The sequence below is a fragment of the Streptomyces sp. 4F14 genome, from assembly GCF_048159485.1.
Taxonomy (GTDB): Bacteria; Actinomycetota; Actinomycetes; order Streptomycetales; family Streptomycetaceae; genus Streptomyces.
The window spans coordinates 51,768-65,953 of the sequence record NZ_JBLRVY010000012.1 but is presented as its reverse complement, the minus strand read 5'-3'; the positions used below and the strand labels follow the sequence as shown (position 1 = coordinate 65,953).

Annotated in this window: 9 protein-coding genes; 5 read left to right on the top strand and 4 right to left on the bottom strand. The window is 70.6% G+C overall.

Annotated features, from left to right (window positions below; translation table 11 throughout):
• Positions 1–28: 28 nt before the first annotated feature.
• The 3 genes from ACLZOT_RS22000 to ACLZOT_RS21990 are packed head-to-tail and all read right to left on the bottom strand — an operon-like array spanning position 29 to position 4,315.
• A complete protein-coding gene (locus tag ACLZOT_RS22000; RefSeq protein ID WP_416970708.1) occupies positions 29–2,773 on the bottom strand; it encodes an amino acid adenylation domain-containing protein in 2,745 nt (914 codons plus the stop codon).
• A gap of 16 nt (positions 2,774–2,789) precedes the next feature.
• The gene (locus ACLZOT_RS21995) at positions 2,790–3,614 is read right to left on the bottom strand and encodes an SDR family oxidoreductase (protein ID WP_416970707.1); all 825 of its coding nucleotides are present in this window, start codon (positions 3,612–3,614) and stop codon (positions 2,790–2,792) included.
• On the bottom strand, positions 3,605–4,315 hold the full coding sequence (locus ACLZOT_RS21990; RefSeq protein ID WP_416970706.1) for a thioesterase II family protein: 711 nt from the start codon (positions 4,313–4,315) through the stop codon (positions 3,605–3,607). Before ACLZOT_RS21990 ends, ACLZOT_RS21995 begins: the two co-directional genes overlap by 10 nt.
• A 332-nt stretch (positions 4,316–4,647) precedes the next feature.
• Here ACLZOT_RS21990 and ACLZOT_RS21985 point away from each other — a divergent pair, with 332 nt between their 5' ends.
• The 3 genes from ACLZOT_RS21985 (at position 4,648) to ACLZOT_RS21975 (ending at position 9,542) form a co-directional block, all read left to right on the top strand.
• Positions 4,648–7,383 (top strand): beta-ketoacyl synthase N-terminal-like domain-containing protein, encoded by a 2,736-nt coding sequence (locus ACLZOT_RS21985; protein WP_416970705.1) that lies wholly within the window; start codon positions 4,648–4,650, stop codon positions 7,381–7,383.
• Positions 7,355–8,158, top strand: a complete 804-nt coding sequence (locus tag ACLZOT_RS21980) for a thioesterase II family protein (protein WP_416970704.1) — start codon at positions 7,355–7,357, stop codon at positions 8,156–8,158. Before ACLZOT_RS21985 ends, ACLZOT_RS21980 begins: the two co-directional genes overlap by 29 nt.
• A 148-nt stretch (positions 8,159–8,306) precedes the next feature.
• Positions 8,307–9,542 (top strand): condensation domain-containing protein, encoded by a 1,236-nt coding sequence (locus ACLZOT_RS21975; protein ID WP_416970703.1) that lies wholly within the window; start codon positions 8,307–8,309, stop codon positions 9,540–9,542.
• Between the two features lie 50 nt (positions 9,543–9,592).
• Here the strand turns inward: ACLZOT_RS21975 and ACLZOT_RS21970 are convergent, their stop codons facing one another.
• Complete coding sequence (locus tag ACLZOT_RS21970) at positions 9,593–10,912, bottom strand: condensation domain-containing protein (RefSeq protein WP_416970702.1); 1,320 nt, start codon at positions 10,910–10,912, stop codon at positions 9,593–9,595.
• 273 nt (positions 10,913–11,185) lie between these two features.
• Here ACLZOT_RS21970 and ACLZOT_RS21965 point away from each other — a divergent pair, with 273 nt between their 5' ends.
• Both ACLZOT_RS21965 and ACLZOT_RS21960 read left to right on the top strand, forming a co-directional pair.
• The gene (locus ACLZOT_RS21965) at positions 11,186–12,910 is read left to right on the top strand and encodes a non-ribosomal peptide synthetase (protein ID WP_416970701.1); all 1,725 of its coding nucleotides are present in this window, start codon (positions 11,186–11,188) and stop codon (positions 12,908–12,910) included.
• A gap of 20 nt (positions 12,911–12,930) precedes the next feature.
• Positions 12,931–14,130: an MFS transporter gene (locus ACLZOT_RS21960; protein ID WP_416970700.1), complete on the top strand. Its 1,200-nt coding sequence runs from the start codon at positions 12,931–12,933 to the stop codon at positions 14,128–14,130.
• Positions 14,131–14,186: the final 56 nt, after the last annotated feature.

Below are 14,186 nucleotides of genomic sequence, written 5' to 3'. Positions count from 1 at the left end.
CACGGGAGCCTTCGTCGGCCGTGGGCGGCTAGCCGTCGGCCTCGCTGAGCTGCTGGACGAGTCCGACGAACTGCGCCGCGGTGGAGTGGCCGTAGAACTGCCTGGGCGAAACCCTGGGCAGGTTCTGTTCCCGCATCTCGGCGAGGATTCGGGTGACCAGGAGTGAGTTGCCGCCGAGCGCGAAGAAGTTGTCCTGGAGGCTCACCGGGGTGTTGAGCTGCTTGCTCCAGATGCGCAGGACGGTGTCGGTGACGCTGCTGGTGGCGGGTTCGGGGGCGTCGAGCGGCTCGGCCGCCGCGGTACGCGGGTCGGGCAGCCGGGCGGTGTCGGGTTTCCCGTTGATGGTCAGCGGGATCTCGGCGACCGGGGTGATCGTCGCGGGCGTCATGTAGTCGGGAAGGGTGGCCTTGGCGTGCGCGGACACGGGTGCGAGGTCGGCGGTGGCCTCCAGGACGACGTACGCGTCGATCCGGCTGCCGGCCGGGTCGTCGGGATCGTCGCGGTTGACGACGACCGCGGCGGCGGTCACCTGGGGTGCGCCCAGCAGTACGGTGCGGATCTCGTCGAGTTCGATGCGGTGGCCGCGGATCTTGACCTGGTTGTCGAGCCGGCCGAGGTGGTCCAGGCGCCCGTCGGGGTGGAGCCTGCCCTTGTCGCCGCTGCGGTAGATCCGTTCGCCGGTGGACTCGTCGAGGACGAACCGTTGCCCGGTCAGTTCGTGCCGGCCCAGGTATTCCCTGGCCACTCCGGCGCCGCCGACGTAGATCTCGCCGGAGGGGCCGGGCGGCAGGACCCGCCCTTGTCCGTCGCGGATGGACACCGACCACCCCGGCAGCGGGCGGCCGACCGACCGTGAGCCGGTGACGACCTCGTGCGGGGTGATCGTCTGGGCGGTGACGTGCACGGTGGTCTCGGTGATGCCGAACATGTTGACCACGCGGCAGCCGGATGCCGGATGGCGGGTGAACCAGGGCGCCAGCATGCGCACGTCCAGCGGTTCGCCGCCGAAGACGACCAGCCGCAGGGCCAGGTCCCGGCGGACGCGCTGGTCGGTGCGGACGAGCTGCGCGAACGCGGACGGCGTCTGGTTGAGCACGGTGACGCGTTGCTCGGCCAGCAGGGCGTAGAACTCCTCGGTGTCCCGGGTGGTCCAGTAGGGCACCACGACCAGGCGGCCCCCGGTGAGCAGGCACCCCCAGATCTCCCAGACGGAGAAGTCGAAGGCGCTGGAGTGGAACAGCGTCCAGGTGTCGCCGGGGCCGAGGGCGAAGTCCCCGGTGGTGGCGTGCAGCAGCGCCAGCACGTTGCGGTGCGGCACCACCACACCCTTGGGCGTGCCGGTCGAACCGGAGGTGTAGATGACGTAGGCGGGGTTCTCGCCCCCGTCGTCGGTCCGTGCACCGGCCGCCGTCCGGTCCGCCGCCGCTCCGGTCAGTTCGCCCGGGGACAGCAGCCGGGTCCCGGGGACCGCGGGGAAGTCCGGTGCGGTGGTGATGACGACGGGCATGTCCGCGTCGCGGGCGGTGAAGCCCAGGCGCTGCTGCGGGTAGCGGGGATCCATCGGCACATACGCGCAGTCCGCCTTGAGCACGCCGAGCAGGGTGACGACCAGGTCGGCGTCCCGTTCCAGGCAGACACCGATCCGGCTGCCCGGCGCGATGTCCAGTGCGCGCAGACCCGCGGCCACCGCGTCGGCCCGCTCGTCCAGCTGCCGGTAGGTCAGCTGCTCCTCGCCGGCCAGCAGGGCCACGGCCTGCGGCTGCTTGGCGGCCATCTCCTCGAAGGCGCGGTCGATCCGCCCCCGCACGGGGGCGCCGTCGCCTGCTTCGCCGGCCCGCAGGACCGCCGCCCGCTCGGCTCGCGGCAGCAGTTCCAGCTCGGACAGCGGCCGGTGTGCCGCGCTGTCCGCCAGCTGCTCGGCCAGGTGGGCCACGTGCGCGCCGAACTGCCGCGCGATGGAGGTGTCCACGATGCCCTGGTCGAACCGGCAGGTCGCGCGTGACGAACCGGGGTCGAGCTGGACGGTGAGCGGGAAGACCGGCACCAGGCAGGCCGTGTAGCTCCCCTCCTCGAACGCCGGGCTCAGGACGACCCCGGCCGGCGGCGGCTCGTGGGGTGTGACCGGTGCCTGGTCGAAGCGGTGCAGGAAGTCCGCGACCGAAGCGCGCGGCTGCTCGTCCAGCGGGTAGGCGCGGATGTGTTCGGCTGTGCCGTCGGCCAGGTCCAGCACGCCCAGTTCCGTGCGGTCCTCGCCGCTGTACCGGCTCACGGCCAGGGCTATCGCGGGCAGCAGGAACGGTTCAGCTTGTCCGGTGAGGTCGATCTGCACGCTGCCGGTGACCCCACGCAGCCGCGGATCGCCCAGACCCCAGTCGAGGCGTCCGCGGTGCGCGGGGCCGGGCCGGGTGGCGGCGGGCCAGGCCGGCAGGCTGTCGCCGGACCCGTCCAGCAGCAGCCGGGCGATCCGCCGCAGCGCCGCCGGCGGGATCACCGCGCGGACGGCCACCAGGACCAGGTCCGTGGTTCCGTCGAGGTAGTTCAGGGCCACGGCCCGCAAGGGCGGGCCGTCCTGGTGGATCGGCCGCAGGGACTCGGCACGCCGGCGCTCCTGGGCGGCCGGCTCGTCGGCGCCGGCCGGCACCGGGGTCTGCCAGACCTGGACCGGCTCGGGCAGCGCCTCGGACAGCAGGCGCCGCGGATCGGCTGTGCCGGGCAGCCGCAGTACGAGGCTGTGGCAGCCGGCGGCGAGTTCTTCGATCGTCGGTGTCGTCACGGGTGGGACCTCCTGGTCATCGGGACGTGAAGCCGCCGTCCACGGTCACCACGCTGCCGGTGACCTGGCGGGAGTCGTCCTCCGCGAGCCACAGCGCCGCGTTCGCGATGTCGGACGGTTCGATCAGCGCGTTCATCGGCTGGTCCCGGACGAAGATCTGTTCGTGCTCGGCGACCGGGACCTCCAGCGACCGGGCGATCTCGGCGAGCATCCGCCCCTCCATCACCGGCTCGTCGCGGACCGAGCCGGGGCACAGGGCGTTCACCCGGACCTGCATCGGGGCGTAGTCCAGGGCCGCGGCCTTGGTCAGTCCGATCAGCCCGTGCTTGGCCGCGACGTAGCTCGCGAAATGCCGGTATCCGACCGTGCCCGCGGTCGAGGACACGTTGATGATGCTGCCGGACCTGCGGTGGACCATCACCGGTGCGACCGCTTTCATCATCCGCCAGGCGCCGGAGAGGTCGACGTCGAGCATGAGCGACCACTCCTGCTCGGTGATGTCGTGGGCGATCTTCCCGGAGGGCGAGGCGATTCCGGCGTTGTTGACCAGTACGTCCACCGTGCCGAACCGGTCCAGCGCCTGATCGACCGCCTGCGCGCACTGCCGGGCGTCGCGTACGTCGACGGCGGCCGTCACGGTCGCGGCGCCCGCGCGGCGGCACAGGGCCGCGGTGTGTTCCAGCTGGCCGGCGGAGCCGAGCGGGTAGGGCACGTCGGCCAGGTCCTGCGTGATGTCCAGGAGCAGCAGGTCGGCGCCCTCGTCGGCGAACCTGAGCGCGCAGGCACGGCCGAGGCCGCGGGCCGCGCCGGTGATGATCGCGGTCTTGCCGGTCAGGCGCATGCCGGGCTCCCGGCTATCACCTGCAGCACCCGTTCGGCCTCGTCGACCAGGTACATGTGGCCACCGGGCAGTTCCTGGTAGGTGAACGGCCCCCGTGTCACCTCGGCCCAGCGTTCGGTCTGCTCCCGGGAGACGAGTTCGTCGTGCTCGCCGCGCAGGGCGGTGACCGGCACCGAGAGCGGCTCGGTGCCGGTCACCCGGTAGTTCTCGTGCAGTTCCACGTCGGCGCGCAGGGTCGGGAGCAGGACCTCGACCATGTCGGGATCGTCGAACGCCTCGTGCCGGTAGCCGGCGAACCGCTGCACCCCGGCCAGGAACTCCTTGTCCGGCAGGCCGGTCGCCCGTTCGGTCCGTCCCTCGTGCGGCGCCGGTGAGCCGCTGACGAACAGGTGGCACAGCCCGGGGTGGCCCGTCCGCTCCAGTTCCCTGGCGATCTCGTAGGCGAGCACCGCGCCGAGGCTGTGCCCGAACAGGGCGACGGCCGCTCCCGTACCGGTGGCGGACGTGATCTTAGGCGTCAGTTCGGCAACCGCATCGGAAACTTTGGTGAAAGGATCGTCAAGAAATCGTTCCTCACGACCCGGCAACTGGACCGGAAGTACCGTGATTTTTGGTATGTCTGACTTCGCCCATTCCCGGAAGAAGGCGGCGCCACCTCCGGCGAATGGCAGACAGGCGAGAAAGAGCGGCTGTGTATCCACGGTCCCCCAACTTTCCTCATCGTTGACGACGGGGAGTGTAACCCATGATCAACAGTAGTTGATCTTGCCCTGACTTGAGTAGTTCCGGGGTGTCCGAGAGTGGAACCGAAGTTTCCGCATTGATTGGTTTGGATCGCGAACTCCCTTGTCCGAAAGCCCAGTTGGTGACGCGGTTTCGGCCGCCCGGGGCCCTCGATCGCACGTCGGGCCGACGTCGGCCGCGGCGAAGCCCATATGCCCTTATGGATCGAATGCCGCAACAAAAGCAGACAAAAATCGACCGTGGAGGCGTGCCGGAGCCGGGATGTGAGCGGACGTCAGACGTCTGATGGATGATGCATCCACTTTCGGTGGTGATCTTGAAACCGCGGAGTCGGCGTCGTTATAGTCGCTGCCGTTGTGGAGCACCACGCTTGCCGATCGAGAGAGTTGACGGGGTTCATGAGGCTGAGCGGTTTGATGACTTCTTCGTGCGGGGCGATATTCGCCGACCATGGAAACGGACGACGCCAGGATGTGATCCGGTGAGCACTCGCCAGCCCGCAGCGACCCGGACCGAGCAAATTCTTGCTGAAATCTGGTGCGACGTCCTCGAAATCGATGACGTCGGAGTGACCGACAACTTCTTCGAAGTCGGCGGGTACTCGATGCTCATGCAGATGGTGCGTGCACAGATCGCGGAGCGTCTCGATATCCGGCCGACCCTGCCGCAGCTTTTCATCCACTCCACGATCCGGTCCTGCGCCGCCTTCCTCGACGGATCGGCACCGGCACAGGAACCCGTCGCGGCCGCCCCGGAGAAGGCCGAGATCCCGGCCCCCGCGGACCCGGAGGCCGACTGGCGCGACACGGACATCGCCGTCATCGGACTGGCCTGCCGCTTCGCCGACGCGGAGGGGCCCGACCAGTTCTGGGACAACCTCGTGTCCGGCGTGGACAGCATCAGCCGTTTCCCCAAGAAGAGCTTCCTCACCCCCGGCGGCAGCACCAAGGAATACGTCCCGGCGGGCGGGCTGCTGAAGACACCGGAGTGGTTCGACGCGAGTTACTTCGGATACACCCCGCGTGAGGCCCTGCTCATCGACCCCCAGCATCGGATCCTGCTGGAGTGCTCGCTCGAAGCGGTCGAGAGCGCCGGCTACGACCCGGACCGATTCCCCGGACTGATCGGCATCTACGCCGGCTCCAGCCTGTCCACCTACACGGAGACGATGCGGGCCAGGCAGCAGGAAGACGCCACGATCACCAACTGGGACATCCTGACCGGCACCACCAGCGACTACCTGGCCAGCCGCGTCGCCTACAAGCTGGGCCTGCGGGGACCGACGACCAACGTGCAGGCGGCCTGCGCGACCTCGCTGTACGCCGTGCACTTCGCCGCACGGGCACTGTTGTCCGGGGAGTGTGACCTGGCACTGGCCGGCGGCACCTCGGTACGGCTGCCCGCCGCCCTGGACAACTACCGGGTCGGCGGAATCACCTCACCCAGCGGCACGTGCAGCCCGTTCGACGCGGCCGCCGACGGGGTGATCGGCGGCCAGGGCTGCGGCATGGTCGTGCTCAAGCGGCTGTCCGACGCCATCGCCGACGGCGACCACGTCCACGCGGTCCTGCGTGGTTCCGCGGTCAACAACGACGGCAGGGACCGTGCCGGGTTCACCGCCCCCGGAGTACGCGGGCAGGTCGAGGTGATCAGGGCCGCCCAGCAGGTCGCGGGCGTGACGCCCTCCTCCATCACCTACGTCGAGGCACACGGCACCGGCACCCGGGTGGGGGACCCGATCGAGATCGCCGGGCTGAACCACGCGTTCGCCGACGGGGAGCCGCGTGAACAGCCGTGCCTGCTCGGCTCGGTCAAGGCCAACATCGGGCACACCGATGCCGCCGCCGGCATCGCCGGGTTCATCAAGGCGGTGCTCGCCGTGGAACACGGGGTCATCCCCCCGAGCCTGAACTACCGCGAGCCGAACCCGGACATCGACTTCGCGGCGGGCCCGTTCACCGTCGTGACCGAACCCACGCCGTGGGAGCCTGCCGGGCTGCCGCGCCGGGCGGGTGTCACCGCGCGCGGCCTGGGCGGCGGCAACGCGCACGTCGTACTGGAACAGCCGCCGGTGCCCCGGTCCAGGGAACACAGCGCGCAGGACCAGGTGCTGGTGCTGTCCGCGCACACTCCGGCCGCCCTCGACGAGCTGACGGCACGTGTCGCCGGCCACCTGACCGATCACCCCGAGACCGAACTCCGGGACGTCGCGTGGACGCTGCAGGTCGGCCGCCGGCTGCACGGCCACCGCCGCTACGCGGTGGTGCGGGACACGCAGGACGCGCTCCAGGTGCTCGGCGGGAACGCCCCCGGCCGACTGATCTCCGGCGACCACGCCCGGGACGGGCGGTCTGTGGCCCTGCTGGTGTCCGAGACGGCCTCCTGGCAATCGGTACAGCGATGGACCGAGCTCGGCCTGAAGTCGGATCTCACCCTGACCCCGGACAGCAGCGACGCCCAGCTCCAGGCCGCTCTGGACACGCCGGGCCGGGTGTTCCTGGAGATCGGCGACTCGCAGCTCCTCACGCGGCTGCGGGAACAGCCGCAGTGGACGCCGGACCACCTCGCCATCACGGTCACCGACCCCCTGGCGGCCTTGGGCGAGCTCTGGCTCGCCGGGCTGCCGGTCGACTGGGCGCGGGCCCACGCGGAGCAGCCGCGCAGGGTGCCCCTGCCCGGCTACCCGTTCCAGCGCCAGCGCTACCTGCTGGAAGCGGGACCCACCGCACAGCCGTCGGCGCCCACCACGGACCCCGCACCCGCCGCGGACGCCGGGATGGAGACCGAACAGGCGGTGTCCATGCTGTTCAGCCAGATGCTCGGCCTGCCGAACGTCGACCCGGACGAGAGCTTCTTCGACCTCGGCGGGGACTCGCTGGTCGCGCACGAACTGCTGGGCCAGCTCGAACAGCTCCTGCCGGTGGAGATGGAGATCCGCGCGATGTACCTCGCGCCGTCGGTGCGTGAACTCACCGCACTGATCGAGGAGCAGATCCGTGACGCGTCGGCGGCGCCGCGTGGCTGACGTACGTGTGATCACGCGCCCCGCACCGCACGCCTCCGTCGCCACCCTGTACTGCTTCCCGCACGCGGGCGGGGCGGGCGGGGAGTACGCGCGGTGGGTGGCGCACACGCAGGGCTTGCGGCTGGCGGCCGTCCAGCCGCCCGGCCGGGCCCACGATCTCAAGCAGTCGGCGTTGACCTCGATGCCGGAACTGGTGAGCGAGATCCTCGCCCAGGTGGAATTCACCCCACCGTTCGCCCTGTTCGGACACAGCCTGGGCGCGCTGGTCGCGTTCGAGGTGGCCAGGGCCCTGCAGCCGAAGCCGCTGCGGCTCTTCGTCTCGTCGTGTCCGTCCCCGGCGCTGCTCACGAACTCGTCGTCGCTGCACCTGCTCGACGACACCGAGCTGCACGCCGAGATCGAACGGCGCTGGGGCCCGCTGCCCGCGGCGGCCACCTCCGACAAGGAACTGCTCACCGCCGCACTGGCCTGCTACCGCGCCGACCTCCAGGTGCTGGAGACCTACGAGTACGTGCCGGGTCCCCGGCTGCACAGCCCCGTCACCGCCATCGTCGGCGACGAGGAGCCGAACGGCGAGGCGTGGACGGAAGGGTGGCGCGACCAGACCGACGGAGGCTTCGAGTCGTCCGTGCGGCCAGGAGGGCACTTCCACACCCGGCAGGACACCGAAGGTCTGGTCGGACTGCTCACCGACACGGTCCGGTCCGACCTGATCCGAGCCGTCCGGGACGAGCCGTCCGACCTGACCCGAGCCGGGCGCGTCATGAACCGCTGAGAAGGCCCGACCCACCCATGAGCGGCGGTCGTTCCCACGACGACCGCCGCTCGCCACAGGCATTCACCGTGATCCAGCTCGGGCAGGCATGTCGACCTGCCCGAGCTGGATCGCTCTGCGCAGAAACAGAACACAGTGGAGGCATGCTGTGCACCGCAGCATCACCAGGACCTACCTCAAGCACTACGCGAACGTCCATGACGGAGCCGACGAGCTGATGCCGCTGACCGGCGCGCAGCGGAGGTTCCAGCACGCCAGGTCCACCGACCCGCGCGACCGGGCCCAGATCCTGCCGGTGTTCCTGGAGTTCCCGCCCGGCCTGTTGTCGGCGCACCGCCTGGAACAGGCGGCGCGATCGGTCCTGCTGCGGCATCCGGCCCTGCGCGGGGTCCCGGACACCGCCGGAGGGGTGCCGGTTCTGCGGATCGACCCGCTTCCCGAGTCCCCGGTCGTGCGGGAGATCACCGCCCCGGGCACCGACCGTGCCCTGTGGGCCGCCCTGGAGAACTGGCCCACCGGGCTGGGGTCGTTCCGGGTGCTCCTGGCCAGGGACGAGGGGCGGGACCTGCTGGCCATCGGCTTCGACCACCTGATCTGCGACGGCGAGTCCACGGGTCTGGTGCTGGACGAGCTGATGTCCGACTACCACAGCCCGGCGCACGAACCGGACTCCGTGGCCGTCACCGCACTGTGCCGCTACCGCGAAGCGGTGGAGCGGCAGTTGGCGAGGGAGCACGAGGCCAGCGGCCCGGAGGCGCTGGAGCACTGGACATCGCGGGTACGCGACGCGGGGCCCGGCCTGTGGGGCACGGGCCCGCACGAACCCAGCCCCAGCGCCTCGATCTGGCAGCGCGTCACGTTGTCGGGACCGGCCGCGCTGCGGCCGTTCCCGGCGGTGCTGGCCGGCTGCCACCAGGCGCTCGCCCAGGTGGAGAAGACCGCACCGGTCGCCTACACCTGGGGAGGCCAGGACGGGGCGGGCGTGGTCGGGTGCTTCATCAACACGGTGCTGGCCCACCCGCAGCACGACGGCGTCCACGACAGCTGGCTGGAGGACCTGGAGTTCGTGGACACCCCGTTCGACGAAGTCGTCCGGGCGGCCAGGGCGTGCCAGGCGCTGTGGACCGGCCACCTCGATCTCGTACTGACCCTCGTCGACCGCACACGCCGCCCGGCACCGGTACTGGAGGGCGTACCCGGCACGTTCGTCTATGTGCCGGGCCACCGGGCTCACGAGCCGGTGGTCGTCTCGGCCCTCCACGACGGGGAGGAGCTGACGCTGCGCGTCGACCACGATCCCGCGGTCGTGCCCGGTGCCGCCGCGACCGCGATCACCGACACGCTGCGGGAATCCCTCACGGACAGCGGCCAGGACGCGCGCTGAACCGTCCTACCGGTCACCGCTGATCGGCTTCTCGCCGGTGTCCCCGCCCCTCACCGGGAAGGGGACACGACCGGCTCGCTCTGGGCCTGCGGGAAGCGGGTCAGGACGTCGGCGAACTCGGCGGCGAGTTCCTGGGCGTGGGCGGCGCTGAGCTGGTCCCCGCGATGGGCCACCAGCGCGATCAGCCGGCCGTCCCGTTGCGCCATGGTCACCGTCAGGCCGAACTTGGCGTAGTTGCTGCGCAGTGAGTCGTCCAGTACCGGTGCCAGCCGCGTGCCGTCCAGCTCGGCGGCGTGGTCGTCCAGCAGGTTCATGTTCAGCGTGACGTTGGTGTAAGGGGTGCGTCCGAACCGCCGGGGCGGCTTCAGCCGAGTGACCACGTCGTCGAACTCGACGCTCTGGTGCTCCAGCGCGTCCAGGGCCTGGTCGCGCATCTGCGTCAACGCGTCCAGCAGCGTGCTGTCCGAGGTCACCCGGGAGCGCAGCACCACGGTGTTCAGACACGGACCGAGCAGTTCGCCGAACGGGGGCTGGTCCCGGTTCGCCGTCGGGGAACCGAAGGTGACGTCGTCCAGGCCGGTCCACCGGTGCAGGGTCACCGCCAGGGCGGCGGCGGCCACCATGAACCAGCTGACGCGGCGCTCGGACTGGAACTTCTGCAGCGACTCCAGCAGCCCGTCGGGCAGCGAGATCTGGAACGCCCCGTTCGGCTCCGGTCGCTCCGGCACGGGCAGCGGTGTGTCCGGCGAGGCTCCCTCCAGCGTGGACGCCCAGTACTCCAGGTCGGTGTTCCAGGCGTCGGTCTCACGCTGCTGTTGCTGGTGGGCGGCGAACTCCCGGTACTGGACGACCGGTCGCGGACTGTCCGGGCTCGTGTAGTGGCGGTCGAGCTCCGCGAGCAGGAGGGGAACCGACTCCCCGTCGATGACCAGGTGGTGCAGGCACAGCAGCAGCACCTGCCGGTCGTCGCCGAGCTCACCGAGGGCGGCGCGCAGCAGCTGCCCGGATTCGAGGTCGAACGGCTCGCGGACGGTGGCGTCCAGCCAGTCCATCATCCCGCCGGGAGCTTCGCGCAGGTCGAGCACCTCCAGCTGCGGCGACCACGGCTCACGCAGCCGCACGGACAGCCCGTCGTCGTCCTCGACGAAACGGGTGCGGAGTATCTCGTGCGAGGCCACCAGCCCGCCCAACGCCGCGCGCAGCCGGCCGGGGTCAAGACGGCCCGCCACCTCCCAGGCGAGCGGCACGTGGTTGCGCACGTCGGGATCGATCAACTCGGCCAGCCAGATGCGCCGTTGGAAAGCGGACAGCGCCAGGGGGACGGCTGGGGAGACGGCATCGGGCAGCGGCATCCTCGACACGGGGTCCATGAGCGCGGTTTCTCCTCGTTTCGCGGCGTGAGACGCCTGCGCAGAGACTTGCTTGCAGGCGGGCCCGCAAGTGCACGCGGCCCGTACGAAATTCCTTGATCATGTTACAAGCCGGGTGCCGACCGGAGCATTGTTGTATACGACACAGACCTGGTCAACAGCCGCCCGGCCAGGGGTTTCTGACGTGCGGCGTTGACTATGTCGATCATGGTGTGGTCCGATCGAGCCGCTTTGACCGATCCACTTCGAGTGATCCATCTGCGGGGGATGAGCATGTCGGACGAGGGTTTGTTGCACGCCCAGGTTCTCGGTGGAGCGCAGGCGGCCACGGCCTGGCTCGACAGTGCGGGTACGCCGCTGGCCTACCGGGAGCTGGAGGAGCGGTCGGGACGGCTGGCGAGACGTCTGGCCGAGGCGGGAGCGGGCCCCGGTGAGCGGGTCGCGCTGTTCCTGGAGCGCGGGGCCGACATGGCTGTCGCGATGCTGGGTGTACTGCGGGCCGGCGCGGCGTTCGTGCCCCTGAGCCTCGCGGAACCCGCTCCCCGGCTGGCCCGGATACTCGCGGACTGCGCGCCGGCCGCGGTGCTGGTGCACGACGCGACCGAGTCCCGGTTCCGGTACGACGGTGTCCGCACGCTCGGCGTGGACGGAAACGGGGCCGGGGAGCACGCACCGGCCGCGGCCGGCGCCCCGGAGGATCCCGCGTACGTCATCTACACCTCCGGATCGTCCGGCGTGCCCAAGGGCGTGGTCGTCGAACACCGCAACCTGACGCCGCATCTGGACTGGCTCGCCGAGCGGCTGCCGCTCGGGTCGGGCGACCGTTTGCTGCAGGTGGCGCCCTACACGTTCGACGCCTCGCTGACCGACTTCTTCTGGCCGCTTCGCGCGGGCGCCACGGTGGTCTCGGTCGCCGAGGGCGACCATCTGGACCCGCTCGCCATCGCCACCGCGCTGGTCGAGCAGGAGATCACCGCGGTCCGGCTCCCCCCGGCGATCCTGCCGTTGCTGCTCGACGAGCCGCGCCTGCGGGAAGCCACCGGCCTGCGGTACCTGATCAGCGGCGGTGACCGGCTGCCGACGTCCACGGCCCGCCGGATCCGCGAACTGCTGCCCGCAGTGCGGGTGTTCAACCGGTACGGGCCGACCGAGGCCGCCGTGGCGGTCACGTACCACGAGTTCGACGCCGACACGGACACCGGGTCGGACGTGCCGATCGGCCTGGGTGTCACCGGGGCCGAACTGCACGTCTCGCCGGACGGAGAGCTGCTGATCGGCGGCGCCTGCGTGGCGCGCGGCTACCTGGGCGATGCCGCACTGACGGCGGAACGTTTCGTCAGTTTGCCGGACCTGGGCAGGGTGTTCCGCTCCGGAGACCGTGTCCTGACGAACGCCACGGGCGCGTTCGAGTTCCTGGGCCGGGACGACGAGCAGGTCCAGGTCAACGGACACCGGGTGGAGGTCGGCGAGGTACAGGCGGCCCTGCGCGCGCATCCGGACGTCGTGGACTGCGTGGTCCTGGCCCAGGAGCAGGCACTCGCCGGGTATGTGGTGGCCCCGGCGGATCGGCGGTCGGCCGATGGGATCCACGAGCATCTGCGGGACAGGCTGCCCGGCCACATGGTGCCCAACGTCATCACGTTCGTGGACCGGCTGCCGATGACCGAGCGGGGCAAGGTGGATCTCGCGGCCCTGCGCGCCTTGTCCGCCTCGCCCGCCGCGGAGCCGGCGCCCGCCGCGGACCCGGTGCCTGCCGAGGACCCGGTGCGGGAGGTGGTCGTACGGGTGTGGTCGCAGCTTCTGGGCGGTGTCGAACTGCGGGAGGACGACGACTTCTTCGAGCGCGGCGGGCATTCGCTGCTCGCGGTGCAGGCGGCGGGCCGGATCCGTAAGGAGTTGGGCCACCGCATCCCCCCGCGGATCATGTTCGAGAGGACGACCCTGGGCGAGTTCACCGAGGCGGTCAAGGAGATCGTCTCCCCGGCCGCCGCAGGGTGATGGTGCGAGAGAGAGCTTCTGTGCCGACTGAGCTGAATTCCGAGGCCGCCGAGACCACCGACAAACGGTCGATACGGCACGCACTGCTGATCTCGCTGGCCACCGGGATCGGTTACCTGCCGTTCGCCTTGACGATTCCGATCCTGCCCGGCCATGTGACGGATCGCCTGCACGGCGGCCCGGCGGACGTCGGCGCGGTCATCAGCAGTTACGCGGTGACCTCGCTGCTGTCCCGGCCGGTGTCGGGTGCCTTGATGAACCGTCTCGGCACCCGGTCCCTCTCCATCGGCGGCGCGGTGCTGACGGCGCTGGCCACGGTGTGCTACCCGCTGGCCGGGTCGATCGCCCAACTGGTGGCCCTGCGGCTGCTGGTGGGTGTCGGTATGGGAGTGATGCAGGCCGCGACCGGGGTCTGGCCGGTGCAGTTGGTCGCCAAGGACCGGCAGAACTGGGCGTTGGGGCTGGGCGGCACCGTCAACTACCTGGCCCTGGGGATCGGTGCTCCGCTGGGTACCTTGATCGCTCGCTGGGCAGGCACGGCGGAGACGTTCGTGATCGCCGGGCTGGTCACCCTGCTCGTCATCCCGATCGCTCTGTACGTGCCCGAGGTACGTCTCCCCCCGAAGACGGAGAAGACCGCCGACGTCGACCGGAACCAGGCGCTGCTGGGCACCGTACTGCCGAGCGTCGCCCTGGTCTTCACCGCGTTCGGCTTCGCGGCCGTCGCCAGTTTCGCGGTCGCGAAGTTCAACGACCTGGGTATCGCCGGCGGAGCGGCCGTGGTCACCGCGTACTCCCTGACCGTGGTGCTGTTGCGCATCGCGGGTACCTGGATCCGCTGGGAGGCCACGCGGCCGATGGACCTGGTGATCCTGTTCTCGGTCGAGGCCGTGGGGATCGCGCTCGTCGGACTGTCGCACGGGCTGGTCATGGGGGTGATCGGCGGCGTGCTCACCGGGGTGGGCATGTGGCAGATCTACCCGGCGCTCGGTGTGTTCGTGGTGCGCTCGGTCAGCGAGCGCGGGCGGGCCATGGCGCTGTCGGTCTTCGGCGCCTGTTTCACGGTGGGTGTCGCCATCGGCAGCGGTTCCCTCGGGCTCGTTGCCGAGGCCGCCGGATATCAGACGATGTTCCTCATCTGCGCGGCCTGCATTCTTCTGGGCCTGCTGGTGGCGGTGAGCGCGTCCCGCGTACGAGAACCGGCGGCAGCCCAGGGCTGAGGCATTCTCCATGCCGCTATCCGGTCGTCCTCGACCGTGATTTTCCGATCACAGAA